28 protein-coding genes and 1 pseudogene are annotated in these 25,532 nt (G+C 63.4%); 13 read left to right on the plus strand and 16 right to left on the minus strand.

What is annotated here, in order from left to right; all coding sequences use genetic code 11:
• Positions 1–4: 4 nt before the first annotated feature.
• The 9 genes and pseudogenes from J0A91_RS03495 to J0A91_RS03535 all read right to left on the minus strand — a co-directional run bounded on the left by J0A91_RS03495 (position 5) and on the right by J0A91_RS03535 (position 7,439).
• A complete protein-coding gene (locus J0A91_RS03495) occupies positions 5–781 on the minus strand; it encodes an enoyl-CoA hydratase-related protein (protein ID WP_069203752.1) in 777 nt (258 codons plus the stop codon).
• A complete protein-coding gene (locus J0A91_RS03500) occupies positions 778–1,782 on the minus strand; it encodes an NAD(P)H-dependent flavin oxidoreductase (protein ID WP_069203753.1) in 1,005 nt (334 codons plus the stop codon). Before J0A91_RS03500 ends, J0A91_RS03495 begins: the two co-directional genes overlap by 4 nt.
• The gene (locus tag J0A91_RS03505; RefSeq protein WP_069203754.1) at positions 1,782–2,942 is read right to left on the minus strand and encodes an acetyl-CoA C-acetyltransferase; all 1,161 of its coding nucleotides are present in this window, start codon (positions 2,940–2,942) and stop codon (positions 1,782–1,784) included. Before J0A91_RS03505 ends, J0A91_RS03500 begins: the two co-directional genes overlap by 1 nt.
• Entirely contained in the window at positions 2,942–3,739 is a 798-nt protein-coding gene (locus J0A91_RS03510) for an enoyl-CoA hydratase/isomerase family protein (protein WP_420852812.1), read from the minus strand. Before J0A91_RS03510 ends, J0A91_RS03505 begins: the two co-directional genes overlap by 1 nt.
• Positions 3,730–4,122 (minus strand): annotated as a pseudogene (locus tag J0A91_RS03515) (phosphotransferase); the annotation flags it as partial. The pseudogene J0A91_RS03515 and the gene J0A91_RS03510, both read right to left, overlap by 10 nt.
• A 40-nt stretch (positions 4,123–4,162) precedes the next feature.
• Entirely contained in the window at positions 4,163–4,345 is a 183-nt protein-coding gene (locus J0A91_RS03520; protein ID WP_069203756.1) for a hypothetical protein, read from the minus strand.
• Entirely contained in the window at positions 4,342–5,103 is a 762-nt protein-coding gene (locus J0A91_RS03525) for an SDR family NAD(P)-dependent oxidoreductase (protein ID WP_069203757.1), read from the minus strand. The genes J0A91_RS03520 and J0A91_RS03525 overlap by 4 nt, the downstream gene beginning before the upstream one ends.
• Before the next feature lie 14 nt (positions 5,104–5,117).
• Positions 5,118–6,302, minus strand: a complete 1,185-nt coding sequence (locus J0A91_RS03530; protein ID WP_069203758.1) for an acetyl-CoA C-acyltransferase — start codon at positions 6,300–6,302, stop codon at positions 5,118–5,120.
• Between the two features lie 9 nt (positions 6,303–6,311).
• A complete protein-coding gene (locus J0A91_RS03535; RefSeq protein ID WP_069203759.1) occupies positions 6,312–7,439 on the minus strand; it encodes an acyl-CoA dehydrogenase family protein in 1,128 nt (375 codons plus the stop codon).
• 80 nt (positions 7,440–7,519) lie between these two features.
• Between J0A91_RS03535 and J0A91_RS03540 the strand changes: the two genes are divergently transcribed.
• Positions 7,520–8,155: a TetR/AcrR family transcriptional regulator gene (locus J0A91_RS03540; RefSeq protein ID WP_069203760.1), complete on the plus strand. Its 636-nt coding sequence runs from the start codon at positions 7,520–7,522 to the stop codon at positions 8,153–8,155.
• 165 nt (positions 8,156–8,320) lie between these two features.
• On the opposite strand, the gene J0A91_RS03545 is transcribed toward J0A91_RS03540, so the two are convergent.
• From J0A91_RS03545 to J0A91_RS03555, 3 genes are all read right to left on the minus strand, one after another.
• Entirely contained in the window at positions 8,321–8,521 is a 201-nt protein-coding gene (locus J0A91_RS03545; protein ID WP_150126813.1) for a hypothetical protein, read from the minus strand.
• Entirely contained in the window at positions 8,518–8,787 is a 270-nt protein-coding gene (locus tag J0A91_RS03550) for a hypothetical protein (RefSeq protein ID WP_150126814.1), read from the minus strand. The genes J0A91_RS03545 and J0A91_RS03550 overlap by 4 nt, the downstream gene beginning before the upstream one ends.
• Positions 8,788–8,966: 179 nt before the next feature.
• The gene (locus J0A91_RS03555) at positions 8,967–9,440 is read right to left on the minus strand and encodes an Lrp/AsnC family transcriptional regulator (RefSeq protein ID WP_069203762.1); all 474 of its coding nucleotides are present in this window, start codon (positions 9,438–9,440) and stop codon (positions 8,967–8,969) included.
• A 94-nt stretch (positions 9,441–9,534) separates the two neighbouring features.
• Between J0A91_RS03555 and phhA the strand changes: the two genes are divergently transcribed.
• From phhA to J0A91_RS03615, 12 genes are all read left to right on the plus strand, one after another.
• Positions 9,535–10,401: a phenylalanine 4-monooxygenase gene (gene phhA, locus J0A91_RS03560; protein WP_069203763.1), complete on the plus strand. Its 867-nt coding sequence runs from the start codon at positions 9,535–9,537 to the stop codon at positions 10,399–10,401.
• Positions 10,398–11,618: an amino acid aminotransferase gene (locus tag J0A91_RS03565; RefSeq protein ID WP_069203764.1), complete on the plus strand. Its 1,221-nt coding sequence runs from the start codon at positions 10,398–10,400 to the stop codon at positions 11,616–11,618. Before phhA ends, J0A91_RS03565 begins: the two co-directional genes overlap by 4 nt.
• Positions 11,619–11,746: 128 nt before the next feature.
• On the plus strand, positions 11,747–13,048 hold the full coding sequence (gene fahA / locus J0A91_RS03570) for a fumarylacetoacetase (RefSeq protein WP_069203765.1): 1,302 nt from the start codon (positions 11,747–11,749) through the stop codon (positions 13,046–13,048).
• On the plus strand, positions 13,045–13,695 hold the full coding sequence (maiA, locus tag J0A91_RS03575) for a maleylacetoacetate isomerase (protein ID WP_069203766.1): 651 nt from the start codon (positions 13,045–13,047) through the stop codon (positions 13,693–13,695). The genes fahA and maiA overlap by 4 nt, the downstream gene beginning before the upstream one ends.
• Positions 13,692–14,081, plus strand: a complete 390-nt coding sequence (locus J0A91_RS03580; protein WP_069203767.1) for a Rieske (2Fe-2S) protein — start codon at positions 13,692–13,694, stop codon at positions 14,079–14,081. The genes maiA and J0A91_RS03580 overlap by 4 nt, the downstream gene beginning before the upstream one ends.
• On the plus strand, positions 14,078–14,743 hold the full coding sequence (locus J0A91_RS03585) for an SDR family oxidoreductase (RefSeq protein ID WP_069203768.1): 666 nt from the start codon (positions 14,078–14,080) through the stop codon (positions 14,741–14,743). Before J0A91_RS03580 ends, J0A91_RS03585 begins: the two co-directional genes overlap by 4 nt.
• Entirely contained in the window at positions 14,736–15,056 is a 321-nt protein-coding gene (locus tag J0A91_RS03590) for a 4a-hydroxytetrahydrobiopterin dehydratase (protein ID WP_338056959.1), read from the plus strand. The genes J0A91_RS03585 and J0A91_RS03590 overlap by 8 nt, the downstream gene beginning before the upstream one ends.
• 211 nt (positions 15,057–15,267) lie before the next feature.
• Entirely contained in the window at positions 15,268–16,647 is a 1,380-nt protein-coding gene (locus J0A91_RS03595) for an L-serine ammonia-lyase (RefSeq protein WP_069203769.1), read from the plus strand.
• Between the two features lie 351 nt (positions 16,648–16,998).
• Complete coding sequence (locus J0A91_RS03600) at positions 16,999–17,523, plus strand: RNA polymerase sigma factor (RefSeq protein WP_169833072.1); 525 nt, start codon at positions 16,999–17,001, stop codon at positions 17,521–17,523.
• On the plus strand, positions 17,507–18,526 hold the full coding sequence (locus J0A91_RS03605) for a FecR family protein (RefSeq protein ID WP_069203771.1): 1,020 nt from the start codon (positions 17,507–17,509) through the stop codon (positions 18,524–18,526). The genes J0A91_RS03600 and J0A91_RS03605 overlap by 17 nt, the downstream gene beginning before the upstream one ends.
• Positions 18,527–18,641: 115 nt before the next feature.
• Complete coding sequence (locus tag J0A91_RS03610; RefSeq protein WP_169833073.1) at positions 18,642–21,077, plus strand: TonB-dependent receptor; 2,436 nt, start codon at positions 18,642–18,644, stop codon at positions 21,075–21,077.
• Between the two features lie 59 nt (positions 21,078–21,136).
• Positions 21,137–22,432 carry a metal-dependent hydrolase family protein gene (locus J0A91_RS03615; protein WP_169833074.1) on the plus strand — a complete coding sequence of 432 codons (1,296 nt, stop codon included), beginning with the start codon at positions 21,137–21,139 and terminating at the stop codon, positions 22,430–22,432.
• Positions 22,433–22,629: 197 nt separating this feature from the next.
• On the opposite strand, the gene J0A91_RS03620 is transcribed toward J0A91_RS03615, so the two are convergent.
• The 4 genes from J0A91_RS03620 to tnpA all read right to left on the minus strand — a co-directional run bounded on the left by J0A91_RS03620 (position 22,630) and on the right by tnpA (position 25,439).
• Positions 22,630–22,995, minus strand: a complete 366-nt coding sequence (locus tag J0A91_RS03620; RefSeq protein WP_069203773.1) for a hypothetical protein — start codon at positions 22,993–22,995, stop codon at positions 22,630–22,632.
• Positions 22,996–23,093: 98 nt separating this feature from the next.
• Positions 23,094–24,647 (minus strand): IS66 family transposase, encoded by a 1,554-nt coding sequence (gene tnpC, locus J0A91_RS03625; protein WP_083224481.1) that lies wholly within the window; start codon positions 24,645–24,647, stop codon positions 23,094–23,096.
• Between the two features lie 61 nt (positions 24,648–24,708).
• A complete protein-coding gene (gene tnpB / locus J0A91_RS03630; protein WP_069203775.1) occupies positions 24,709–25,056 on the minus strand; it encodes an IS66 family insertion sequence element accessory protein TnpB in 348 nt (115 codons plus the stop codon).
• Positions 25,053–25,439 (minus strand): IS66-like element accessory protein TnpA, encoded by a 387-nt coding sequence (gene tnpA / locus J0A91_RS03635; protein ID WP_069203776.1) that lies wholly within the window; start codon positions 25,437–25,439, stop codon positions 25,053–25,055. The genes tnpB and tnpA overlap by 4 nt, the downstream gene beginning before the upstream one ends.
• Between the last annotated feature and the right edge of the window lie 93 nt (positions 25,440–25,532).

Raw genomic sequence — 25,532 nt, forward strand, 5'->3', positions numbered from 1 at the left:
GGTCTCAGCGTCCTTTCCACACTGGCGCGCGCTTTTCCGCGAAGGCGAGCGGCCCTTCCACCGCGTCAGCCGAGCCCAGCATCGCTTCCATCGCCGGATATCCCCAGCCGGACAGCAGACCGTCTTCAACCGACGTCGCAAGGCCGCGCAAGGTCGCTTCCTTGGTGGCTCTGACAGACATCGGGCTGCACGCCAGGATATCGGCGGCCCATCTTTTCGCCGCGCCTAAAACATCGTCTTCGACAACTTCGTTTATGAGACCAAGTTCGAACGCCTCCCGCGCTGAAATCCGGCGTCCCGTAAGGAGCAGGTCCATTGCACGCTTCAACCCGGTCATGTGCGGCAGGCGCTGAATGCCACCCGCTAGCGCCGCGAGCCCTACGCGCGGCTCCGGGAGCGCAAAGACAGCGTTCGCGGACGCGACGGCCAGATCGCACGCCAGCACGATCTCGAAACCACCGCCCATCGCGACACCGTTAACGGCCGCGATCACCGGCTTGGCGAGATCGAAGCGCGAGGCCAATCCGCCGAAGCCCGGGGGCTGCGCCATCGCGGCCGAGATCACCGGTTCGGCACGAATATCGTGCCCGGCGCAAAAGGCCTTCGGCCCCGCTCCGGTGATGATAGCGACCCACTGGCTATCGTCGGACGCGAAAGCGTCGAAGACGGCGGCCAATTCCTTCTGTGCCGCGCTATGCAGCGCGTTGTGCGATGCCGGGCGGTTGATCGTGACGATGGTCAGTGCGCCTTCGTGCGCGACCTCGACGAATTCGTAGCTCATGCTGCCACTGTCTCCTGCGGCGATTCCGTGATCATCGAGCGAAGCCGGCTGCGGATGATCGCTTCGGCATCGCTGACGATGCGATCGAGCAGCGCCCGGCATGTCGGCACGTCATGGATCAGGCCCTGGATCTGCCCGGCCCAAACCAGGCCGGCGTCAAGGTCGCCCGTCTCCAGCGCCTTGCGCCCGAGCGCCCCCCCGACCAGCGGCCTGATGTCCTCAAATACGGCATCGGGCTGTTTCGAGATTTCGACGACGCGATCGGAGACGCTGTTTTTCGCAACCCGGCCGGTATTGTGGAAGCGGCGGAAGATCAGGTTGGTCGCGCGCTCGTCATTGGCGACGATGAACTGCTTCACGGCATCATGAATGGGCGCCTCTTGCGTAGCGCAGAAGCGTGTTCCCATGTTGATCCCCTCGGCGCCGAGCGCAAGTGCGGCAGCCAGCCCACGCCCGTCACCGAAGCCGCCGCTGGCGATGATCGGTATCTTCACCTTGTCGGCGGTGGCCGGGATCAGCACGAGGCCGGGAATGTCGTCCTCACCCGGGTGCCCGGCACATTCGAAACCGTCGATCGAGATGACATCGACACCCATGCGCTCGGCCGACAGGGCGTGGCGAACCGCGGTGCATTTGTGCAGAACGATGATGCCATTCGCCTTGAAGTCCTCGACATGTTCGTGGGGCTTGTGGCCCGCGGTCTCGACGATCTTGACCCCGCTCTCGATGATCGCGCGGCGATAATCCGCATAGGGTGGCGGCGAGACCGACGGCAGGATCGTCAGGTTCACCCCGAACGGCTTGTCCGTCATCGCCCGACACCGGTCGATTTCGCGCCGCAGGTCATCCGGTGTCGGCTGGGTGAGCGCCGTCAGGATGCCAAGTCCGCCCGCATCGGAGACGGCGGCGGCAAGTTCGGCCCGGCCAACCCACATCATGCCGCCCTGGACGATCGGCTTTTCGATCCCGAGCAGCTCGGTGAAGCGTGTCTTGAGTGCCATCACAGTGCCTCGAGGATCGTGACGTTGGCGATACCGCCACCTTCGCACATCGTCTGGAGGCCGTAGCGCTTGCCCCGCACCTTCAGCGCATGGATCAAGGTCGCCATCAGCTTCGTTCCGCTTGCACCCAGCGGATGACCGAGAGCGATCGCGCCGCCATTCACGTTGAGCTTCGCAGGATCGCCGCCAATCGCTTGCAGCCATGCCAGTGGCACAGGCGCGAACGCTTCGTTGACCTCGTAGAGATCGATGTCCTCGATCGTCATTCCGGCGCGCGCCAGGGCTTTCCGGGTCGCCGGGATCGGCTCCTCCAGCATGATGACCGGGTCGCCGGCGGTTACCGTCATGTTCACGATGCGCGCGATCGGGGTAAGCCCGTATTGCTTCAGCGCACGCTCCGAAACGATCAGCGCGCCTGACGCGCCGTCGCAAATCTGGCTGGCATTGGCGGCCGAAATCACGCCGCCCTCCTGGAGCAGCTTTACCGATCCGATGCCCTCAAGCGTCGCGTCGAAACGTATGCCCTCGTCGGCCGTGCGCGGCGTTCCATCGACGTTCAGCGGGATGATCTCGTTCGCGAAAGCGCCGGCGGCCGTTGCAGCTGCCGCGCGGCGATGGCTTTCGAGCGCGAAGCGATCCAGCGTATCGCGGTCGAAGCCATATTTGCGGGCGATCATCTCGGCACCGCCGAACTGGCTGAACTCTTCGACGCCGTAGCGCGCCTTGATGCGGTCGCTGAGCGGCCCGACACCGACGCCTTCCTTCGCATGGAACGACAGGTTCGTGAACATCGGGACGCGGGTCATGCTCTCGGCGCCAGCCGCGATCACGACATCCTGCGTTCCCGACATCACCGCCTGCGCGGCGAACTGTACCGCCTGCTGCGAACTACCGCATTGGCGATCGATCGTGACGGCCGGGACGCTTTGCGGCAGCTTCGACGCAAGAACGGCATTGCGCGCGAATGCGAAGGCCTGCTCGCCAGCCTGAGTCACGCAGCCGAGGATCACATCCTCGACCACTGCCGGGTCGATACCGGTTCGATCGATCAATCCGTTCAGAACTTCCGCCGCCATGTCGGCGGGGTGCCAGCCCGCGAATTGTCCGTTGCGTTTGCCGCCGGGGGTGCGAACTGCTTCAACGATATAGGCTTCGGCCATCATCGGGCTCCTTTGAAATCGGGGACGCGTTTGTCGAAAAAGGCGGCAAGGCCTTCGCGACATTCCAAGCCGCCGCCAGCGGCGCTGATCGCGCGAGCTTCGCGCTCGAGCTGGGTTTCATAGCCGCTTGAAAAACTGTCTTGCAGGAGCGCACGCGCTGCCCCAACGGCCGCCACCGCGGAACCGGCGAGCTGTTCCGCCGTAGCGCGCCCTTCCTCCAGCAAATCGCCGCCGTCCACGAGGCGCGTGACCAGTCCGATCGCCTCGGCCTCGTCGGCCTTTATCCTGCGATTGGTGAGGAGGATCTCCTGCGCCTTGCGCAGACCCACCAGACGCGGAAGCACCCAGCTCACACCCCCGTCGGGGGTCAGGCCAAGCGTGCCGTAGGCGGCGGTGAAATGCGCCGATCGCGATGCCAGCACCACATCACCGCAGATCGCGAGGCTGAGCCCCGCCCCCGCCGCCGGACCGTTGACCAGAACCAGCAGGGGCTTGGCCATCCGGGCAAAGCGCGCGAGCGCCATGTGCAGCGTGCCGGCAAGTTCGCTCAGCAGCGCCGACACCTGATCGCCAGCGGACGCGAAGAGGCCGACATCCCCGCCGGTGCAAAACAGCCGGCCAGAGCCTGTAAGCACGACACACCGGATCGATGCGTCGGTCTGGCAACGGATCGAAGCCTCGACCAACGCGCGCGCCATCGGCAGGTCGATGGCGTTACCGGCCTCGGGCCGGTTCAGCGTCAACCAGGCGACCTCATCGATCACGTCGATCAGGAGAGGGGAATCGCTCACAGGCACGCCTCCATGCTTTCGCACGCCAGCGCGATCAGCCGGGGAAGGCTGGCCGCCCGCTCCTTGGCATGAGCGGATGCGGCGGTGCCTCGGACAACCCTCCCCTTGATGCCGTGAAAGATCGCGGTAAGCCGGAAGAAATTGAAGGCTACGTAAAAATCATAGTCCGCTTGGGCGATCAGCGGACGTGCCATCCGCTCGCAATAGGCGGCGAGATAGTCGGCCTCCGTGGGTATGCCGAATGCGGCAATATCCGCGCCGCCAAGTCCCGCCACGATATCTGGCGGCATTCGGAACATCATCGCGTGATAAGCGAAATCGGCGAGCGGATGCCCGAGGGTCGAGAGTTCCCAGTCCAATACCGCCAGCACGCGTGGCTCGGCCGGGTGCCCGCCCCGCCATCCTCGAGGACGCCCGCGCACCCGGCGATCATGAGTTCGGCCCGACGCAGGTCGATCCCGTTTTTTCCGCCCGCATGAAGCCGACCTGCGCGCCGTCCGCACCGGTGATGAACGCCGTGCGGCCGTTCACCTCGCGGACGAAGGCTTCCACCTTCGCCGCGATGTCCGCGGCTTTTTCCCGCCCGACCCCGATCGCGGGTCCGTCGCTCATTTCGGCGCCATCCGGATCGCGCCGTCGAGGCGGATCGTCTCGCCGTTGAGCATCGGATTGGTGACGATGCTCTCGACCAACTGCGCATATTCGTCCGGCTGCCCGAGACGGCTGGGGAACGGCACCTGCTTGCCAAGCGAATCCTGCGCCTCCTGCGGAAGCGTCGCGAGCAGCGGCGTCCAGAAGATGCCCGGCGCGATCGTCATCACGCGAATGCCGTAGCGGGCGAATTCGCGCGCCACCGGCAGGGTCATGCCGACGATGCCGCCCTTGGATGCCGCATAGGCAGCCTGGCCGATCTGACCGTCATAGGCGGCTACCGATGCGGTGTTGATGATGACGCCCCGCTCTTCGCCCAGTGGATCGGCATCGTGGATGCGCGCGGCGAATTTCGACAGGACGTTAAAGCTGCCGATCAGGTTGATCGTGACGATCTTCGAGAAATCCGCAAGCGCGATCGCCTTGCCATCGCGGTCGATCACCTTGGCGGGCGGGCCGATGCCGGCGCAGTTCACCAGGATGCGCGCCTTGCCGTGAAGGCCCTCGGCTTCTTCGATCGCCGCCTGGACGGCAGCTTCATCAGTCACGTTGACCGCGATGGCATGACCGCCAATGTCCTCGGCCACCGCCTTGCCGAGTTCGATATTGAGGTCGAAGATCGAGACCTTGGCGCCGGCGGCGGCAAGCCGTTTCGCCGTCCCAGCGCCCAGGCCCGATGCCCCGCCGGTGACGATCGCTGCTACGCCTTCAATTTTCATATGCTTCGTCCTTCCTAAATCAGTTCGAAAGCCATCGCCGTCGCTTCGCCGCCACCGATGCAGAGGCTGGCGATGCCGCGACGGCCGCCGCGACGCTCCAGCGCGGACAGCAATGTCGCGATGATGCGGGCACCCGATGCACCGATCGGGTGGCCGAGCGCGGTCGCGCCGCCATTCACGTTGATCTTCTCGTCGGGGATATGCAGATCCTTGGCGGCGATCATCGCGACCACGGCGAACGCCTCGTTCACTTCGAACAGATCGACGTCCTCGACCGACCAGCCGATTTTGCCCAGCAACGTCTCGATCGCCTTGACGGGCGCGGTCGTGAACAGCGCCGGCGCGTGCGCATGCGCCGCACTCCCCACCACCCGAGCAATCGGCTTCAGGCCGAGCTGCCCAGCGACGCTCTCGCGCGTCAACACGAGCGCGGCCGCACCGTCCGAGATCGACGCCGAACTGGCGGCGGTGATGGTGCCATCCGCCGCGAAGGCGGGCCTGAGGGTGGGGATTTTGTCGGGCTTCGCCTGGCTCGGCTGCTCATCGGTGTCGATCGTGACCGAGCCGGCCCGCGTCTTGATCTCGACCGCCACGATCTCGTCGATGAAGGCGCCCGACGCAATCGCGGCCCGCGCGCGTTCGAGCGAACGCACGGCAAAGGCGTCCTGCATGTCGCGGGTGAATCGGTAATCGTTCGCGGTGTCCTGCGCGAACGCGCCCATCGGTTTCCCGGGGGTATAGGCATCCTCGAGGCCGTCCATCATCATCGTGTCGATGATGCGGTCGTGGCCGATGCGCGCGCCGCCCCGGTGTTTCCCCATCGCATACGGCGCGTTGGTCATGCTCTCCATGCCACCCGCGACGGCCACGTCGATCGCGCCCGCTTGTAGCGCCTCGACCGCCATGATCGACGCTTGCATGCCCGATCCACACATCTTGTTTACGGTCGTCGCCTGCACGCTCTCGGGCAGGCCGGCGCCCAACGCCGCCTGTCGCGCCGGCGCCTGGCCAAGCGCCGCCGGCAGGACGCACCCCATGTAGATACGTTCGATCCTGGAACCGTCGATACCGGCCCGCTCGACCGCCGCCTTCACGGCGACGGACCCGAGTTCGGTGGCTTTCAGCGGGGAAAGCGCGCCCTGGAATCCGCCCATCGGGGTGCGGGCGTAGCTTAGGATGACTACGGGATCAGCCGACATGATGCTTCCTCACAAAGCGCGCGCGATGACCATGCGCTGGATGTCGGACGTGCCCTCGTAGATCTGGCAGACCCGCACATCGCGGTAGAGCTTGGCGACACCGAATTCCTCGAGATACCCGTATCCGCCGAGCGTCTGGATCGCGCCGGACACAACCGCCTCGGCGGTTTCGGAGGCGAAGACCTTTGCCATCGACGCTCGCGTCAGCGCAGGTTGATCGGCGTCCCGGAGCGATGCCGCCGACAGCACGAGCTGGCGCGCGGCTTCCAGTCGCGTCGCGAGATCCGCGAGCCTGAACCCGACCGCCTGATGCTCGATGATCGGCTTGCCCATCGACCTCCGGTCCTTGGCATAGGCGACCGCGATCTCGAGCGCCGCCTGCGCCATGCCGATACATTGCGCGGCAATGCCGATCCGGCCGGTTTCGAGGTTTGACAGCGCGATACGGTATCCGTGGCCGACCGGGCCCAGGACCAGGTGATCTTCGACGAACAGCTTTTCGAAACGAAGCGCACAGGTGTCGGAGGCTCCCTGCCCCAGCTTGTGCTCGACTTTCTCGACGACATACCCGTTTCGATCGGTCGGAACGAGGAACGCCGTCAAACCCCTCTTGCCGGCCGCAGGGGCCGTGACCGCGATCACGATGGCGAGCCCGGCGATCTTGCCGGACGTGATGAACTGCTTCGCGCCGTCGAGCACCCAGCCACCTTCGACCTTGGTCGCCTTGGTACGGATCGCCGAAGCATCGGAGCCGGCATCGGTCTCGGTCAGCGCGAAAGCGCCGATCACCTTGCCGGCGATAAGGTCGGGCAGGAACCGCGCCTTCTGCGCGTCAGTACCATCCTTCAACAGACCGGCGACCATGATCGAATTCTGGATCGACACGATCGTCGATAGCGCGCCATCGGCCGCCGCGATTTCGATCAGCGCCAGCGCGTAAGAAACATAATCGCTGGCGGCGCCGCCAAATTCCTCCGGCGCGAGCATCCCAAGCAAGCCAAGATCGGCGAGGCTCTCGAACACCCATGGGGCAAAGCCACCGTCGCGCTCGAACCGCTCGGAGAGGGGCCTGATGCGATCCTGCGCGAATGCGCGAACGGTATCGCGGATCGCAATCTGGGTCTCCGAGAGAATCATGAAACTTCCAAGTTTAGTACGTACTCGCAAGTACGTTGCAGAATGGTGAGTTTCTTGTCAATGGGTGGAAGCGAGGGAACATGACCAGTCAGATCGATGATTTCGAAATTTCGCCATTCCGCTCCTCGGAAGACAGGGCGCGCGAAAAGGACCAGAAACGCGAGGCCGTGCTGCGGTCTGCGGTGCGGACCTTCAATCTCCGCGGGTTCCAGGCGGCCTCGCTCGACGAGGTTGCGGCGAACCTCCGCATCAGCAAGCCGACGATCTACCGCTATCTCGGCAACAAGGAACAGGTGCTGCTCGAATGCGTGACCCGTGGCCTGGAAATGCTGCGGACGGCGGCGACCGACGCGCAGGCCGAGAGCGGGTCGGGCCTCAATCGACTGACGCGCTTTCTGCGCCGCTATGCGGAAATCAATATGGATGATTTCGGACGATGCGTGATTCGCACCGACGACACGGCCTTGTCACCGGACGGCCGAGCGCATTTTCGCGCGCTCAAGGCGCAGATCGACAAGGCCATGCGTGCCCTGATTGCCCAAGGCGTAGCGGACGGCTCGATCGCACCGCTCGACGTAAAAATGGCCGCGTTCGCGCTGGCGGGTGCGCTGAACTGGCCCGCCAAGTGGCATGATCCGGCGGGCGGAAACTCGGCTGAAGACATCGCCACATCGCTGGTCGAAGTGCTCGTCCAAGGCTTAGCACCTCGGGCTTGAGCGAAGCCTTACGTCACGGAAATCAACACCGCTTTCACTCAGTCTCCCCGCGCCTGTGCGGAAATCGCATCGTTGATCCGCTCGAGTGGAAACGTCTGGATAAGCGTGTCGAACAGGAACCGCCCTGCTCGTACCTCGTTTTTGTACCTTCGAAACGCCGGAAGGTTATGGCGAGCATGGACGGCCGAAGCCGAACTGGTCAGCTAACCATCGGTTTTCAGGAGGAAAAGTGGATATCGGCGGTCCTCTGCGGGCCCCTTTTGCACAGCCGCTGGCGGAGACGCCGATATCCTCCCAGGTCTGGATATCCTCGCCTTTGAAGTAGCCTTTGTCGGCAATGGCATCCGAGGCGTCGACGCCCATCACGTCCTTGGCTTTCGCGCCATGGAAGAAAGCTGGCCGCGGTCATTGCCAATATTTAAAAGCTCGTGCGCCACAATGAGGTGATGCTCGGCATCGACTGCTGCCTGAAGATTATAGCCGACGATGCTCGTGCCACGGCTCGCGCTCGTCATGGCGCGTGCGTCGGGATCGGTCAGCGACACCTGCTGGTCCGGCGCATTGCGAACTTCCTCTTCACGCGCGGCAAGATCGCGCATCTGCGCACGCAGTCGGGCGATCTTGTCCGTCAATCGCTTCGCCTTCGGCTCGGCAATGTCGCTTTCCTCGCGGTCGGTACGATCAAGCGCGTCGAGATACCGATCGATATTGTCCTGCGGGCTTCCTCAGCCGCGCTCCAGCGCCGCAGCGACGGTGTTGTCCCGCTAGAACCCGGAAAACCACCCGCGTCTTCCACGGCTGTTTAAAGCCGTCATGGCAAAGGTAGGGCCGTGGTGTACTTGGTTAGGGAAAGCGCAAAATGCGAAGATGCCCCTCCAACTGACGGGTGTTCCAACAGGGTGTTCATCAAAAAGCGCTCGTAGCCGGTGACATCCGCTGCCACGATGCGGAGCAGATAGTCCCAGTCGCCGGACATCGAGAAGCATTCCAGGATCTCCGGACGGCCTTCGACGAAGGTCTCGAAGGCATCGCGGACCTCCCGAGCATGGCTGCGGACACGGATGTTGCAAAGCACGTTAACGCCGAAGCCAAGGGCTTGCTGATCGAGCAGCCTGACCGATTGTTTGAGCAGGCCGCCTGCTTCCATGGCCTTGATCCGCCGCCACACCGACGCCGTCGAGCTGCCGACGCGCTCGGCGAGATCGCCGTTACCGATCCCGGCATCCGCCTGCAGAGCGCACAAAATGCGTCGATCGATATCATCCAGATTGTACGATCTTTTCATATTAATACCATTCCTCGGGCATTTTTATCAGTAATTCGCCGATCCGGCTATCGATTGAAAAACAAATTCAGCTTTTAGGTGCAAGAATGCACGCATGGCAAACGCACAGATCGACCGACCGGCAGGCACCGCTGAAGACTGGACCATTCCGCAGGGGTGGGACCGCTACACCGCGGCCGAACATGCCATGTGGGATCGGCTTTTCGAACGGCAGGCGAAAATGCTGCCCGGACGCGTCGCCCCGGAGTTCATGGACGGCCTCGACGTGCTGCGCTTGTCCAAGCCCGGCATTCCGGATTTCGAGGAACTGTCCGAGCGGCTGATGAAAGCGACAGGCTGGCAGGTGGTGGCAGTGCCCGGCCTGATACCAGACGATGTCTTCTTCGATCATCTGGCAAACCGCCGCTTCGCGTCGGGCAATTTCATTCGCACACCAGAGCAACTGGACTATCTCCAGGAGCCGGACATCTTTCACGACGTTTTCGGTCATGTACCGCTGCTCGCGAACCCGGTCTTCGCCGATTATATGCAGGCGTATGGCGTCGGCGGGCAGCGCGCGGCGGGCGCCGGCGTCATCGAGCGGCTTTCGCGGCTCTACTGGTACACCGTCGAGTTCGGTCTGGTCCGCGACGCGTCCGATGGCCTGAAGATCTACGGCGCTGGCATCGTGTCGTCTTACGGCGAGTCGCTGTTCTCACTTGACGATCCGTCGCCGAACCGGCTCGGGTTCGACCTCCGGCGGCTGATGCGGACCAAGTACCGGATCGACGACTATCAGCAGAACTATTTCGTGATCGACAGTTTCGAGGATCTGCTCAAGCAGACCCTGGAGACCGATTTCGGTCCGATCTACGCCGAGCTTGCCGGCGCGCCGGACATCGAAATCGAGACGATTTTGCCGACGGACAAAGTCTACACACGCGGAACCCAGGCATATGCACGGGAGCAGGCGCGCGCATGATCACCACCGAACAGACGCGCACGTCGGCCGCCGCGCCCGGTTCCTTGTTTGGGGCGCTCGAGCGACAGCCAGCCGACGCGCTGCTCCGACTGATTGGTCTCTACCGGCAGGACCAGCGGCCTCACAAGATCGACCTCGGCGTGGGGGTTTATCGCAACGATGCTGGCGAGACGCCGGTCATGCGCGCGATCAAGGCCGCCGAACATCGGCTTGCCGATACGCAAGCCACCAAGGCCTATCTCGGGCCGGAGGGCGATGAACGCTTCGTGGAGTTGCTTGCGCCGATCGTGTTCGGGTCAGTGAAGGCGGCCGACCCGTGTCTTACGGGCGTGCAGACACCTGGTGGAACGGGCGCGCTGCGCCTGGGCGCGGAACTGGTGGCGCGTGGTGCTGGACGGCCGACGGTCTGGATCGGCACGCCGACCTGGCCCAACCACGCGCCGATCTTCCGGGAAGCGGGCCTCGCCGTGCGCTCGCATCCGTTCTTCGATCCGGCGACCGGGACGATCGACTTCGCAGCGATGATCGCCGCGCTCGATCAGGCGAAGGTCGGCGATGTCGTGCTGCTGCATGGATGTTGCCATAACCCCACCGGAGCCGAGCTTACCCAAGCACAGTGGACGGATCTGATCACGCTGCTCACGGAGCGGAGGCTGATACCGTTTGTCGACCTGGCCTATCAGGGTCTGGGTCGCGGTCTCGATGCGGACGCCGCCACGACCCGAGCTCTGCTTGAGGCGGTGCCCGAAGCGATCGTGGCGTACAGCTGCGACAAGAACTTTGGTCTGTACCGCGACCGTGTCGGCGCGCTGTGGGTCAAGGCCGCCGATGACGGCAGGACCGCGGCGGTGCGAGACAATCTGCTCGTACTCGCCCGCAGCCTGTGGTCGATGCCGCCGGACCATGGCGCCGCTGCAGTGCGTGAGATCCTGGAGGATGGCGTACTTGAGGCGGCGTGGAAGGACGAGCTTGAGGAAATGCGCACGCGGATCGCGGGCCTTCGCGCCGAGCTCGCCCGCGCGGAACCCCGGCTCGCGGCCCTTGCCGATCAAGGTGGCATGTTCGCCATGCTACCGCTGTCGCGGGAGGCGGTGCTGGCGCTGCGTACAGACCACGGCATTTACATGGCCGACTCCGGCCGCATCAACATCGCGGGCCTGCGGAGCGAGACGATCGCTGGGTTCGTCGCCGCTATCGCGGCCCATTTGCAGCGTTAGACGGAGAAGTTCACCGCGTCGGCACCGCGCATCCCCCCTGCCTCGACGATTTTCCTTCGCCGAAGGCACGCTTTGCCAGCCAGACTGTGACGATTGGCGGTCCCATTTCAGAAAGCGCAACTACCCCGATGAGCCTCCCGCAGATCGATCACACCCACAAGCCCTCAGCGACCAGCTGGGTCGCAAGCGCCAACGGCCATTCCGACTTCCCAGTCCAGAACCTGCCGTTCGGCGTGTTCAGCCGGGCGGGCGGAGCGCGGCAGCTTGGCGTCGCGATCGGCGATTCTATCCTCGACCTTGCAGGAGCGGCGCGGGCTCGGCTCTTGCCCGGGGTGAATGCAAGCCAGCTGACGGGTTCCAGTCTCAACACGCTGATGGCAGCGCCGCCATCGCAGCGCCTGGCGCTGCGGCACGCCGTGTTCGATGTGTTGACGAACGACCAGCACCGCGCCCATGCCACACCGCATCTCATGCCGGCTGAAGCCTGCGACCTCCACCTCCCGGCGGCGATTGGCGACTACACCGACTTTTACGTCGGCATCCATCACGCGCGCAATGTCGGCGCGCAGTTCAGGCCGGACAACCCGCTGCTGCCGAACTACAAATATGTGCCGATCGGCTATCACGGGCGTGCGTCCTCGATCCGCCCCTCCGGCGTGCCGCTGGTCCGCCCCAAGGGCCAGCGTAAGGCGCCCGACGGGGACACTCCGATCGTGGGGCCTAGCACCAGGCTCGACTATGAAGTCGAACTGGGAATATGGATCGGACAAGGCAACGCCCTTGGCGAACCGATTCCGATCGCCGATGCAGGCCGCCATATTACGGGCTTTTGCCTGCTCAACGACTGGTCCGCGCGAGACTTCCAGGCCTGGGAGTATCAGCCGCTTGGTCCCTTCCTCGCCAAAAACTTCCAGTCTACGATCTCGCCGTGGATCATCACCGCCGAGGCGCTCGCGCCATTTCGGATTGCCCAGCCCGCGCGCCCAGCCGGCGATCCCGCGCCTCTGCCTTACCTGTTCGATCTCGCCGATCAGGCGGGCGGCGCATTGGCGATTACCTTGTCTGCACGCATCTCCACCGCAAAGATGCGCGAGGCCGGCCAGCCGCCACACCGTCTGAGCGGAGGGCCGGCGTCAAACATGTACTGGACCCCGGCCCAGATCGTGACCCATCACGCCTCCAATGGCTGCAATTTGAACCCGGGCGACCTGCTAGGGACGGGCACGATCTCCGCTCCCACGGCGGATGGCTACGGTAGCCTGCTTGAGATCAGCAATGGCGGGAAGACGCCGATCACCTTGCCATCTGGCGAAGCGCGCACCTTCCTCGAGGATGGCGACGAAATCCTGCTGACCGCAACGGCGCAAGCGGAGGGATTCGTCTCGATCGGCTTCGGAGAATGCAGAGCAATCGTGCTGCCAGCGATATGAGCGCGAACCTCATCCTACATGGCTATTGGCGATCAAGTGCGGCGTACCGCGTGCGGATCGCGCTCAATCTCAAGGGATTGGCCTACGATCAGATCAATCACGACCTGCGAACCGGCGCGCAGCATGCGGCCGAGTATCGCGCAATCGCGCCACATCGCCTTGTTCCAGCTCTGATCGGCGAGGGTCACGCTTTCATACAGAGCCCTGCAATCCTCGAATGGCTTGAGGATCGGCATCCACGGCCTGCGTTGCTACCCACCGATATCAACGCCCGCGCGATCGTCCGATCGATGGTAGCCATTGTCGCCTGCGACACTCATCCGCTCAACAATCTGCGCGTGCTCGACAAGTTGCGCGGCACGTTCGGTGCCGACGCGGACACGATCGCGCGCTGGATCGCCGGATGGATCACGGAAGGGTTCTCCGCTCTGGAGCAGCTCGTCAGGCGGCACGGAGAAGGATTTAGCTTCGGTGCCGCGCCGACGCTCGCCGACTGCACCTTGGTGCCCCAGCTCTATTCTGCCGAGCGTTTCGGCGTCGATCTGTCTCCCTATGCGGCGTTGGTGGCGGTGGGCGAAGCGGCGCGGGCGCTTCCCGCCTTCATCGCTGCCCATCCGGATCGGCAGCCCGACGCCGACCGCCCGTGAACGAGGTCCGTCTCGCGGCCACGCCGCCCAACGTGAAGCTTTGCAGGACGGAGGAGATTGCCGAAGGTCGGGCGCGGAACTTTGTCGTGCAGACCCGCAGTGGCCGCTTCCACGGCTTCGTCGTTCGGCGACACGGGATGATGTACGGCTATGTCGATCGCTGTCCACATGCCGGTGTGCCGCTCGCGCGGGTCCTCGATGATTACCTAACGCCCGATGGAAGCCTGATCGCCTGCAACTGGCATGGGGCACTTTTCACGCTCGACGAAGGGCTCTGCGTCGGCGGTCCTTGTCTCGGACAGAGGCTCACCGCCTGGCCAGTGTGCGTCGAAGAGGGATGGATCAAGACCGGCAATGTGCCGGCAGTTTCAGGATCAGAAGAATGAAAGTGATCGTCTCCGGTGCAGCAGGCGTGTTGGGCGAGGCTGTGCGAGACGCCTTCCTCAAAGAGGGGGCGACGGTGTCCTGCATCGCGATAGGGCGTGAGGGAATCGACGCCGACGGGGCAGCATGGTTCGCGTGTCCTGATCTCGCCGACGAGCATGCGACCAACTCGGCCGTGGACAAGGCTTTGGCCTGGATGGGCGGGATCGATGCTCTCGTTCATGTCGCAGGTGCCTTCGACTGGAAGAAGGTCGAAGATAGCAGCGTCGCTGACTGGCGCGCGCTCTATACCGCGAACGTCGAGACAACCCTTGTGACCGTCAAGGCGTGCCTCCCTTCGATGCGCGCGGGCGCGTCGATCGTCGCAGTGGGCGCCGCTTCGGCGCAACCGGCGGGTGTCGGGATGGCGGCCTATGGCGCTGCCAAATCTGGTGTTGGAAGGCTTATCGAGGCGCTTGCGCAGGAGATCGCTCCTCGCGGGATTCGCGCCAACGCGGTGTTGCCGTCGATCATCGACACGCCACGCAATCGCGCCGATATGCCTGAAGCCGATCCCGCGACGTGGACAAGCCCCGCGTCCGTTGCGGACGCGATCAGCTTCCTCGCTCGGCCAGGATCACGAGCTATTTCCGGAGCCTTGATCCCGGTGACGCATAATGGATGACCCCGATATGGTTGCAGCCCTGACTTCAAATGAACGACACGATGCCCTTGCGAAGCTGCCCGCCTGGAGCTTCGACGAGGCAAAAGATGCTCTCTATCGATATGCGGAATTCGCCGATTTCGCAGAAGCGTTCGGCACCATGGCACGAATAGCAATCGAGGCCGAAAAGGTTGGGCATCATCCGGAGTGGCTCAACGTATACAATCGCCTGCAGATATGGCTGACGACGCATGATGCGGGGAACAAGGTCTCGGCTCGCGATGTCGATCTTGCATCGACGATCGAAAGCTTTCTTCCAGAAGAACGGATGTAACCTTGTGCAAGCGGCGCTCTGTCTTGGCGCGAATGCGTCCCGCACAGGCGGTCGCCGGGACGTTGATCAAGCGTTGGCCGATGAGCGGGCGAAGCACCGGCGGGCGGCGATCATGATCGAAGCAGGGCATCAACCCCGATCGATCGCCGGCCCGTCCAAAGCACTTGGAGACTGAGCACCTGTGGACGTCCTATCCTCCGCCGCCCGGAAATTGACTCGAACCGTCGACAGCAACGTCGCGATCAGTGTGGCTGAGTTGTTCACGATCGGCATTGGGCCGTCGAGTTCGCACACGGTGGGGCCGATGCGCGCCGCCCGTGCGTTCATGGACGAGGTGGCGAAGGTCGCCAAGCCGGTGGTGGCCATCCGGGCCGAGTTGTTCGGCAGCCTTGCGCTGACCGGGCACGGACATGCTACCGACATCGCGGTTCTGCTCGGCCTGTCGGGCGAGACTCCGGAAGAGGTCGATCCCGCCGCGCTCCAGGGGATCGTCGCTGCGATCCGCGCCAGCGAAGAGATCGGCACGGTTTGCGGGCCAGTGCCGTTCATTGAAGCTCGCGACCTGCTGTTTCGAAAAGGCGAGTTCCTGGAAGGGCACTCGAACGCGATCCGTTTCACCGCCAGGCTTGCAGACGGCAGCGAGATTGCGCGCGAGTACCATTCGATCGGCGGCGGCGCGATCGTCGCGTTCGGTGAACTTCCGCAGCCGCTCGGACATAACATTGTCCAGATCCATCCTTTCTCGTCCGGTGCGGAGTTGCTCGCAGTGGGCGAGGAAACCGGTCTCTCGATCGGCGAGATCGTCGCGCGCAACGAAGGCGCGTGGAGGCCGCGAGCTGAAACCGAGACTTTGCTCGACCGAATCGCCCAAGCGATGATGACCTCGATTGAGCGCGGCATGGGTGAGGAAGGCATCCTGCCGGGTGGCCTGAGGGTGAAGCGCCGTGCTCGCGCCATTCACGCCAGGCTACGCGGCCAACCGCGCGAGCAGCAATATGCCCGCGTGTTCGAATGGGTCAGTCTGTTCGCGCTAGCCGTGAACGAGGAGAATGCTGCGGGAGGACGAGTGGTGACTGCTCCCACCAATGGCGCCGCCGGCGTGATTCCGGCGGTCATCCGCTACTATCGCGACTTCGTACCCGGCGCCGACGCACCCGGCGTGCGAAATTTCCTGCTCACCGCATCGGCGATCGGCTTTCTCTATAAGAAGCGCGCCTCGATCTCGGCGGCGGAAATGGGATGCCAGGGCGAAGTCGGCGTCGCCTGCTCGATGGCCGCGGCAGGCCTTGCCGCAGTGCTCGGGGGTACGAACGCCCAGATCGAAAATGCGGCCGAGATCGGCATGGAGCATAACCTGGGACTGACCTGCAATCCTATCGGCGGTCTGGTTCAGATCCCCTGCATCGAGCGCAACACCATGGGCGCGGTCAAGGCCATCAACGCCGCCTATCTGGCATTGCAGGGCGATGGCCGGCACGTCGTCAGTCTCGATGCCGTCATCGAGACGATGCGCCAGACCGGCGAGGATATGCAAAGCCGCTACAAGGAAACCAGCCTCGGCGGACTGGCCGTGAACGTTGTCGAGTGCTGAGCCTCTCCGAGATATTCGATGCGCGATCTCACATAGGCAGCGTGGCGTATTCTAGCCCGATCGTATATTCGTTTACGCCCTCAAGATTCTAAGCAATATGCCTTACGCGGCAAGGTGGTGCGCAGAGATGGAGTGGACTAGAAGATCAGCCTGCCTGGGTTTCGCGGACCAGCCATGGGATCCGGGCGCGCGTAGGGAGACTGTTCGGCTCGCCGATCCGGACCCGAGCGCGCAAAGCACGAGCTTTGCTGATCCTTTGAGCCTCCGTTTTCACGTCAAAGCCCGATGAGCCTGGACCTGCACGGCAGGAACGCGTGGATCGCCATAAACATTCTCCCACATGAGCCCGCGATGCGTCGTTTCTTGGGGCGCCAGCTTCTCCCTCCGGGTATCGACGAGGAGGATGTTGTGCAGGAGGTCTATGGTCGCCTGATCGAAATGGCGTCGTTCGACGATATTCGCAGCCCCCGGTCGTACATGATAGGCCTCGCCAGGAATGTCGTCCTGATGCACCTTCGACGGGCGCGCATCGTCGCCATTCGATCTCTCGAGGAGATGGCTCAGACCCACTTCGCCGCAGATGATCCGAGCCCGGAAACGCAAGTCTCCGATCGCCAGCAGTTGCACCTGCTTGCATCAGCGATCGCAAGCCTCGATGAACCTGCAAGATCGGTGTTCCTCCTTCGTGCTGTCGAAGGACTTCCTTATGCAAAGATTGCCCACAGATTGGGGCTGAGCGAAAATGCGGTGCAAAAACGTCACGCACGCGCTCTAGAGCAGTTCATGATGTTGCTGGGGCGAGGCGGAAACGCATCTGATCACGCAACACCGTTCCAGTCCGAAACTTGTAAAGCCAACCATGACGAACGAGCGTGAGGCAAGCATCGACATCAGCCGGCGAGCCGCCGAGCTGGCCGTGAGCTTCGATGCTGGATCGCTGTCCGGCGCCGATCTCGCTGAAGCCGAGGCTTGGCTGCAACGGGACATCCGGCATCGGGGGGCGCTTGCGCGGGCGCAAGCGGGGCTGATCCATTCGCGCAGAGCGGCAGCCGTCGGCACGTTCGACAGCGATCGACATCGGCCTACCGACAGCCTTCCGGTTGGCGGAGAAGAGCCGGACGCCAATGATGGGCCTCTAATGCCGACTAGACGCCGTTTCATGGCGCTCGGCGGATCGGCTGCCGCAATGGCGGCCGTTGGGCTCGTTGCATTTGGTCTGACCCCCATCGGCTCCACCAAGGCATACGCCACTGCGCTTGGCGAGACGCGTGTCATTCAACTGGGCGAAGCGGCGCGGATGACGCTGAACACCGACAGTCGCGTGCTGGTGAAAACACGAGGTCGGTCGCATGATGTCGTGCTCGAGCACGGAGAAGCGCTGTTTGAGGTCGTTAGCGGACGCGGAGCGAGCGTGTTGGTGGACACCGGCGCGAGCGTAGCCAGCAGTACGGGTGGCAGTTTCGCCGTTAGAAAAACCCAGGACATGCCCCTTCAGGTGCTGGTGCAGTCAGGAGACGTAAGCCTTACGGATCGCACAACACAAAGCGGGAAAGCCATACATCTGACGGCAAACCAGCGCATGATCGCTGCCTCTGGCACAGAAGATACCGTGACTCCTTTGTCTCAGGACACGGTGGACCACGCATTGGAATGGCGCAACGGACTGCTTGCGTTCGAGGACGAAACTCTCGCCGATGCGGCCCGGGAGTTCGCACGCTACAGTAATATTTCGATCGAGGTGTCCGACCCCTCTGTCGGTCAGCAAACGATTACCGGACTTTTTGACTCGAGGGATCCGCGTGGCTTTGCCCAATCGGCCGCGCTGAGCCTTGGCATGCGGGTCCAGAACTATCCTCACGCCGTGCGCATCAAGCCGTAGAAACTTTTTTTATCCGGCTTGGCGGTTTACGGCAGCGCCGGGCAACATACCCCTGATGCGCAAAGATGCGCACACTAAATGGGGGTATTCTATGGTCTCGACGAGGTTGCGCCACATGGCGTATGCGAGCGCCGCCGCGGCGGCATTCACGGCATCGGCCGCCGCACAGGCCCAGGAGCAGCGGTTCGACATCGCAAAGCAACCGGCCACGACCTCGATCCCGATATTTGCAAGGCAGGCGCGAGTACAGATCACCGCTCCGGGCAAGATTTTGCGCGGTGTGACGACCCCCGCGCTGCACGGGAGCTATGACGTGCGGGCCGCGTTGCAGCAGCTCTTGAAGAATACCCGCCTGCGTGTCGTCGCAGACAGCGGCACGACCATCACGCTGGCCGAAGGCCCACAGGTGCGTGCCAGTGATCCCGCTCCAATGGCGACGAATTCCCCCGATCCCACCGGGACGCAAGATATCGTCGTCACCGCGACAAAGCGAAGCGAGCGCCTGATCGACATCCCGGTGCCGGTGAGCGCGATTCGGGCGAGCACGCTGACGCGCGCCGGGGCTGTGCGGCTGGAAGACTATGCTGCCAGTGTCCCCGGCGTCACGATATCGAACAACACGGGCGCTGGCGTCCAGACGCAGATCATCTTCCGCGGCATATCGACAGGCTCCGGCGGGAACCCCGTCGCCGCTGTCTACGTAGACGACGCCCCGATCACGTCCGCGACCCAATTGGGTGCCGGCGGGAGCTTCCCGGACTTCGATCCGGCTGATCTCGAGAGGATCGAGTTCCTGCGCGGCCCGCAAGGCACGCTGTATGGCGCAGCAAGTCTTGGCGGTCTCCTCAAGTTCGTCACCCGCAAGCCCGACTTCGATACGCTCTCCGGTCGTGCCGAGCTCGCCTTCACCGGTGCCGACCATGGCGGGCTCGGGGGCGGCGCGCGGGGCCGCATCAACGCGCCGCTGGGCGAAAACATCGCGCTATCGGCGAGTGGCTTCTACCGGATCGACCCAGGCTTCATCGACAATATCCTGACCGGCAAATCGAACGAGAACGAGACCCGTACCCGGGGCGGCCGGGTCGCTCTCGCAGTGCGCCCGGTCGAGAACGTCACGATCATCGGATCTGCCCTGTATCAGGCAGTTAACGCCGACAGCGTCACCACCATCGACACCGATCTTGCAGGTCGCCCCCTCTACGGTGATTTGCAGGTGTCTCGCCCTCGCGGCGCAGCGGCGCTCACTCAGCGATTCACGCTCTATGATCTTTCGATCAACGCGCACCTGAATGGCTTCGACGTCATTTCCGATACGAGCTACGGCATCCAGAAGAGCGGGACCTACATCGACTACACCCGACTCATCGGTGGGCTGCTCGACTCCATCAGTGGTCAGCCCAGCGGAACGCTCGGCGCTTCCATCTTTCAGCCCTTCAGGACGAAAAAGCTGACTCAGGAAGTGCGTTTCCAGTCGACCACACAGGGCTTTTTCGCGTGGCAGATCGGCGGCTTCTACACCCGAGAGAAAGCCAATACTCTTGCACTGGTCAACCCGTTGTACCGGCAGACAGGTGGGTCGGCAGCGGGCGTTGGTCTGCCGCCGCTTGGCAACGGCGATGTCGATGCCACCTACCGCGAGATTGCGGGCTTCGGGAACGTGACGTTGAACTTCACGTCCAAGCTCAGCCTTTCCGGCGGCTTGCGGTACAGCGACATTCGCCTGAGCAGTGGCCAGACACTCAGCGGCATCCTCCTGGGCAACTCCACCAACAGTGGCAGCGCGTCCGATCACAAGCTCACCTTCTCGGTGAACCCGAGCTACAAGGTCACGCCAAACATTCTGGTCTATGGGCGGGTCGCATCGGGCTACCGCCCCGGCGGTCCGAACATCACCACCAGTGATCCGGCCACGTACAAGCCTGATACTGTCCTCAGCTATGAGGTCGGGACCAAGGGCACGCTGCTCGATCGCCTTGTGACCTTCGACCTGGATGCGTTTCTGATCGATTGGGATGACATTCAGGTTCAGCAGAGCAAAATTGGGCCGGGTGGGACGCCTCTGAGCTTCGTCGGCAATGCCGGCAAGGCCCGCAGCAAAGGCATCGAGGCGGCCTTCACGGTCGCTCCCGTCTCCGGGCTGACGTTCGATGCCAACATTGCCTACACCGACGCCACTTTCCGCAATACCGTCGGTCCGGCCATCGCGGGCGATCGGCTGCCCAGTTCCGCCAAGTGGACAGGTCAGATTGGTGGCGAGTATCGCTTTGAACTGGCTAACGGATGGAAACCTTTCTTCGGCGCCAGTTACCGCTATGTCGGTAGGCGCCTGGGCGAGTTCGCCGGGACGGGCGGCACCCGCTATGTGCTGCCGAAATACGAGACGATCGACTTGCGTGCCGGCGTGGATAAGAGCGGCTTCGAAGCAAGCCTTTTCGTGCGCAACGTCACCGACAAGCGGGGCTATACGGGCGGATATGTGTACGGTCCTTATGCGACCGCATCGCTGCTTCAGCCCCGCACGATCGGTCTGGTGCTGTCGAAGAATTTCTGAGCCGGTGAAGGCTTGTCACGAAACGTGACGGCTGACTTCGCATGGATCAAAGGTGGAATATGGTCTCCAAAACGAAACGGCTGCTTCGCCGAAGTCTGATCGGTCTCGTGCTGATGACCGGTTGCGGGATAGCCGAAGCCCAAACCGTTGTTATCCACGCAGGGACCCTGATCGCGACACCGGGCTCGCCGGCAAAGACAAACCAGTCGATCGTGATCGATAATGGGCGAATCACGTCGATCGTGGATGGCTTCATCCCCGGTGACCGGATCATCGACCTTTCGAAGCGCTACGTGCTGCCAGGGCTCATCGACATGCACACCCATGTCGTGGGTATGGAGAAAATCGACGAGACGGCACCATCCCAATGGGTCACCAACCTGAGCTTGCAGAGACAGTCGATCACGGCGCTGAAGGCGATTCCGGTCGTTCGGCAAATTCTGTTGCGAGGTTTCACCACGATCAGGAATGTCGGCGACCCGGCCAGCGTGACGTACGATCTGCGGGACGCGATCGCGAGCGGTAAGGTGGAAGGGCCAAGAATGCTCGTCTCGGAGCCGCAGTTCACCTTGCCGGGTGGTGCGCTGTCAAACGACGTCTTTCACCTGACGCATGACGCGGTTGCCCTCGTCGGCAACCGCGGGGCTTGCAGCGGCGTCGAGGACTGCCGTCGGGCCGTCCGCGAGGAGGTTCAGCGCGGCGCGGACGTCATCAAGCTGCGGCTTGCCGATACGGCCGCGCTCGATCCGAGGATTCAGACCATCGAATCGCAGGATGAGGTCAACGCGATCGTGGAGACGGCGCATCAGCTTGGCCGGACCGTTGCCGTGCACACGTCTGGCGTGGACCGCGAGACATTGTTGGCAGTCAATGCGGGGGCCGACACCATAGAACATGGACCGCAAAGCGACGCTGTTCTCCTGGCGATGAAGCGAAAGGGCCTGAGCTTCACCCCCACGCTGGACACCTACCGGTATTTCGCTCCGATCCTGAAACGGCTTGGGATTACGCGCGACTATTATGGCGAGGCGCGTGCGAGCGTTGGCGCAGCGAAGAGAATTGGTGTGCGGATCCTCTATGGCACCGATCTGATGCCGCTCTACGCCGATCGGGAGAGCCTGGAGTTTTCCGCCTTGGTTGATGCAGGCCTCACACCCAGCGAGGTGCTGATGGCCGCGACGATCAACGCTGCGGCCGCGTTGCACATGGAGAAAGAGATCGGCTCAATCGCCCCGGGCAAGGCAGCAGACATCATAGCGGTCGATCAGGATCCGACGCGTGATATCCAAGCCATGGAAAAGGTTTCCTTCGTCATGAGGGCCGGGAAAGTCGTGGCGCCGCAATTGGGAGACTAGGGTGTGTGGGGATTCATCGTGAATTGATGACGGCAGCGGCAAGGTAGATCATGGCCTCGAAGCTGCGGTCGGTTTTGCAAGCACGCATGGCGATGCGCTGTAAGCGTGGCCTGAAGGCCGCGGAACGGTGATAGTTGGTGGTTGCGACCGTCCGGCCGTTGCTGGAGATCGCTAAGAACTGCCTTGGACTACGGCTGTCACGCGCTGACCTGAAGCCTCGGATCGTTCGGATCAAAGTCGTCCACGAAGCCTTGCCAAACGGCGTCCCGCCAGAGGGCATCGTTTAACTCGTTGGCGCTGTTGTAAATCACTGTGTGTGGGTATTCGGCGTTGCCGGGGCCTTGGCCCCAGGTGAGATGAACGATAGCGAAGCGGCCATCCTTGCAAACAGTCAGAATGTCGTCGTTGCTGTCAGCACGGCCGATCACTTCGCACCCTGCAGACCAAAGTGGATGATCCGGCGACAGCTCCTTTGCCAACTGGCGCGGCAAACCCTCCCGCTCGACGTCATGTTCAAGGGGGCGCCAAGGCGCAACAAAGGCAACATCAGAAGCGTCGACCATCGTGCAAAAGAAGCGATCAGTATGTCGAATGTCAACGGTTGCTTACGGGGCGGCCACACCTGCTTTTAGTGGTCGTGTATGGCGAATTGCGACATTGCTTATGCGGCTTCGGCGATCGCCTGAAAGTCTGGGCGCCAGTTCCACGGCATGAGTTCGTCCCAGCGCGCGGCAGGCCAGTTGCCGGCGATTTTGGCGATGACGTCGGCTATATAGGCCTGCGGCTCGACACCGTTGAGCTTGCAGGTCTCGATGACCGTGTAGATCGCGGCAGCGCGTTCGCCGCCAGCCTTCGATCCGGCGAACAGCCAGTTCTTGCGGCCGATCGCGATGCTGCGGATCGCACGTTCGGCGATGTTGTTGTCGATCTCCAGCCGGCCGTCGTCGAGGAACCGCGTGAGCGCGGTCCAGCGCTTGCGGCCATAGGCGATCGCCTTGGCCATCTCGGACTTTGGCGAGAGGCGTCGCAAGGCGTCGTCGAGCGCGATGCGCAACGCCTCGACCAAGGGTGCGGTTCGTTCCAGCCGGCCTCGTCGACGAACGTCTGGCGGGTGGCCGCGGATCTCGTCCTCGATCCGATAGAGGTTGGTGATACGGGCCAGCAGGTCGGTGGTGAGCGACGTCGGCTTGGTCGCGTGGATATCGAAAATCTTGCGCCGGAAATGCGCCCAGCAGGCGACCTCGGTGACGCGGTTGGTGCTGTAGAGCTTGTCGTAACCGGCATAGCCGTCGGCCTGCAGGAACCCGGTAAAGCTGGCGAGCTGCTGTTGGGGATGACTGCCGGTGCGATCCTGAGTGAACTTATACCAGACCAGCGGCGGCGTGGTGGCGCCCGAGGCGCGATCGTCGACGACATAGGCCCAGATCCTGCCGGTCGCGGTCTTGCCGCGCCCGGGATCGAGCATCGGCACGGGCGTGTCGTCGGTATGGATCTTGGTTGCGGTGAGCCCGACCTCGCGGATGCGGCTGACGATCGGATCGAGCAATGCTGATGCCTGACCGGCCCAGCCGGCGAGCGTCGAGCGATCGATATCGATGCCCTGCGCGGCCATCATCTCCGCCTGGCGGTAGAGTGGCAGGTGATGGTCGAACTTGGCGACCACGACATGGGCGAGCGTTCCGAACGTCGCCTTGCCGCGCGCGATAGCCTTTACGGGTGCCGCTGCCTGCACGACCTTCTCGCAGGCGCGGCAGCTATACTTGGGCCGGATGGTACGGACGACCCGCCAATGGACCGGCACGGCGTCGAGCATCTCGTCGCTATCCTGACCCAGTGGGCGCAAGAGCCCGCCGCAATCGGGGCAGGTGCAGTTGCCGTGCTCGGGCTCGATCCGCTGTTCTTCACGCGGCAGATGGGCCGGGAGCGCTCGAACCGGCGCGTGCCGATCGAGGGTGGCAGGATCGACGCGCCGCGCGCTCACCGTGGCGGCTTCGGCCTCGAGCTCTTCGAGCGCCAGCTCGAGCTGAGAAATCTCGTGGTTGAGCTTCTCGGACGCCTTCCCGAACTGCATGCGCTTGAGGCGGGCAAGCTGCACGCGCAACGTATCGATCAGGATATCGCGAGCGGTAATATCGGCGTGGGCGGTCGCCAATGCGGCTTCCAGCTCGGCGATCCGAGCGTCTTTATCAGGGGCGGAAAGGGCTGCGTCCGACACCGCGAATATATATCAGATCGTGGGTTCCAGAGCCAGAAAAAGCGCAGGAATCCGGGCATTTTTAGCCCGCCAGCGACGGTGTGAATGTGCGCTCCGGCCGCCGCCAGTCGATGCCTTCCAACAGCATTGAAAGTTGTGCCGCGGTCATCGCTACCGTGCCGGTTGGGGTCGACGGCCAGATGAACCGGCCTCGATCCATGCGCTTGGAGAACAGGCACAACCCCTGGCCATCATACCAGAGCAGCTTGACCAGATCGCCGCGCTTGCCCCGGAACGCGAACAGCGCGCCGGAATGCGGACTCTGCTCCAGCGCCTGCTGCACCAGCACCGCCAGGCCATCGAACCCTTTGCGCATATCGGTCGCGCCGCACGCCAGAAATATCCGTGTCAGCGGGGGAAGCGGGATCATCGTGCCAGGACACCGATCACCCGCGATAGCGCCTCGGCATCGACTGATGCGTCAACTGTCAGCCGCACGCCAGACGGGAGCTCGATCCCGATCTGCCCGCTACCCGGCGCGGCCGACGACGGCGCCGGCAACATCACCGCAGGCTCGCTGATCTGGACCTCGGCAAAGCTCGGCACCGCTGGCTTGGTGATCCCGGTCAGCGCCCCCGACATCGCCTGGCGGCGCCAGGTGTAGATCGCGCCGCTGCCGACCTCATGGCGCTCGATGGCCGCGCGGACCGAGCCTTCGGGCCCAAAGGCATCGCGCAGGATCGCCAGCTTCTGCTCGACGGTCCAGTGCCGCCGCCCTGACACCCGGCCGACAATCTCGATCCGACTACTCATACGACCGCTCGTATGACTGCTCGCTCCATCGCCCGCTGACCCGCTCTCGTCCGACATCATCGCCCCGCTCAAAGGGCGGCTATCAGCCCGTCG

Source organism: Sphingomonas panacis (assembly GCF_001717955.1).
GTDB lineage: Bacteria > Pseudomonadota > Alphaproteobacteria > Sphingomonadales > Sphingomonadaceae > Sphingomonas > Sphingomonas panacis.

Coding starts and splice junctions, on each gene's coding strand:
- J0A91_RS03495 (WP_069203752.1), bottom strand. CDS start 781: ATGAGCTACGAATTCGTCGAGGTCGCGCACGAAGGCGCACTGACCATC.
- J0A91_RS03500 (WP_069203753.1), bottom strand. CDS start 1,782: ATGGCACTCAAGACACGCTTCACCGAGCTGCTCGGGATCGAAAAGCCG.
- J0A91_RS03505 (WP_069203754.1), bottom strand. CDS start 2,942: ATGGCCGAAGCCTATATCGTTGAAGCAGTTCGCACCCCCGGCGGCAAA.
- J0A91_RS03520 (WP_069203756.1), bottom strand. CDS start 4,345: ATGAGCGACGGACCCGCGATCGGGGTCGGGCGGGAAAAAGCCGCGGAC.
- J0A91_RS03525 (WP_069203757.1), bottom strand. CDS start 5,103: ATGAAAATTGAAGGCGTAGCAGCGATCGTCACCGGCGGGGCATCGGGC.
- J0A91_RS03530 (WP_069203758.1), bottom strand. CDS start 6,302: ATGTCGGCTGATCCCGTAGTCATCCTAAGCTACGCCCGCACCCCGATG.
- J0A91_RS03535 (WP_069203759.1), bottom strand. CDS start 7,439: ATGATTCTCTCGGAGACCCAGATTGCGATCCGCGATACCGTTCGCGCA.
- J0A91_RS03540 (WP_069203760.1), top strand. CDS start 7,520: ATGACCAGTCAGATCGATGATTTCGAAATTTCGCCATTCCGCTCCTCG.
- J0A91_RS03555 (WP_069203762.1), bottom strand. CDS start 9,440: ATGAAAAGATCGTACAATCTGGATGATATCGATCGACGCATTTTGTGC.
- phhA (WP_069203763.1), top strand. CDS start 9,535: ATGGCAAACGCACAGATCGACCGACCGGCAGGCACCGCTGAAGACTGG.
- J0A91_RS03565 (WP_069203764.1), top strand. CDS start 10,398: ATGATCACCACCGAACAGACGCGCACGTCGGCCGCCGCGCCCGGTTCC.
- fahA (WP_069203765.1), top strand. CDS start 11,747: ATGAGCCTCCCGCAGATCGATCACACCCACAAGCCCTCAGCGACCAGC.
- maiA (WP_069203766.1), top strand. CDS start 13,045: ATGAGCGCGAACCTCATCCTACATGGCTATTGGCGATCAAGTGCGGCG.
- J0A91_RS03585 (WP_069203768.1), top strand. CDS start 14,078: ATGAAAGTGATCGTCTCCGGTGCAGCAGGCGTGTTGGGCGAGGCTGTG.
- J0A91_RS03590 (WP_338056959.1), top strand. CDS start 14,736: ATGGATGACCCCGATATGGTTGCAGCCCTGACTTCAAATGAACGACAC.
- J0A91_RS03600 (WP_169833072.1), top strand. CDS start 16,999: ATGCGTCGTTTCTTGGGGCGCCAGCTTCTCCCTCCGGGTATCGACGAG.
- J0A91_RS03605 (WP_069203771.1), top strand. CDS start 17,507: ATGACGAACGAGCGTGAGGCAAGCATCGACATCAGCCGGCGAGCCGCC.
- J0A91_RS03610 (WP_169833073.1), top strand. CDS start 18,642: ATGGCGTATGCGAGCGCCGCCGCGGCGGCATTCACGGCATCGGCCGCC.
- J0A91_RS03615 (WP_169833074.1), top strand. CDS start 21,137: ATGGTCTCCAAAACGAAACGGCTGCTTCGCCGAAGTCTGATCGGTCTC.
- J0A91_RS03620 (WP_069203773.1), bottom strand. CDS start 22,995: ATGGTCGACGCTTCTGATGTTGCCTTTGTTGCGCCTTGGCGCCCCCTT.
- tnpB (WP_069203775.1), bottom strand. CDS start 25,056: ATGATCCCGCTTCCCCCGCTGACACGGATATTTCTGGCGTGCGGCGCG.
- tnpA (WP_069203776.1), bottom strand. CDS start 25,439: ATGAGTAGTCGGATCGAGATTGTCGGCCGGGTGTCAGGGCGGCGGCAC.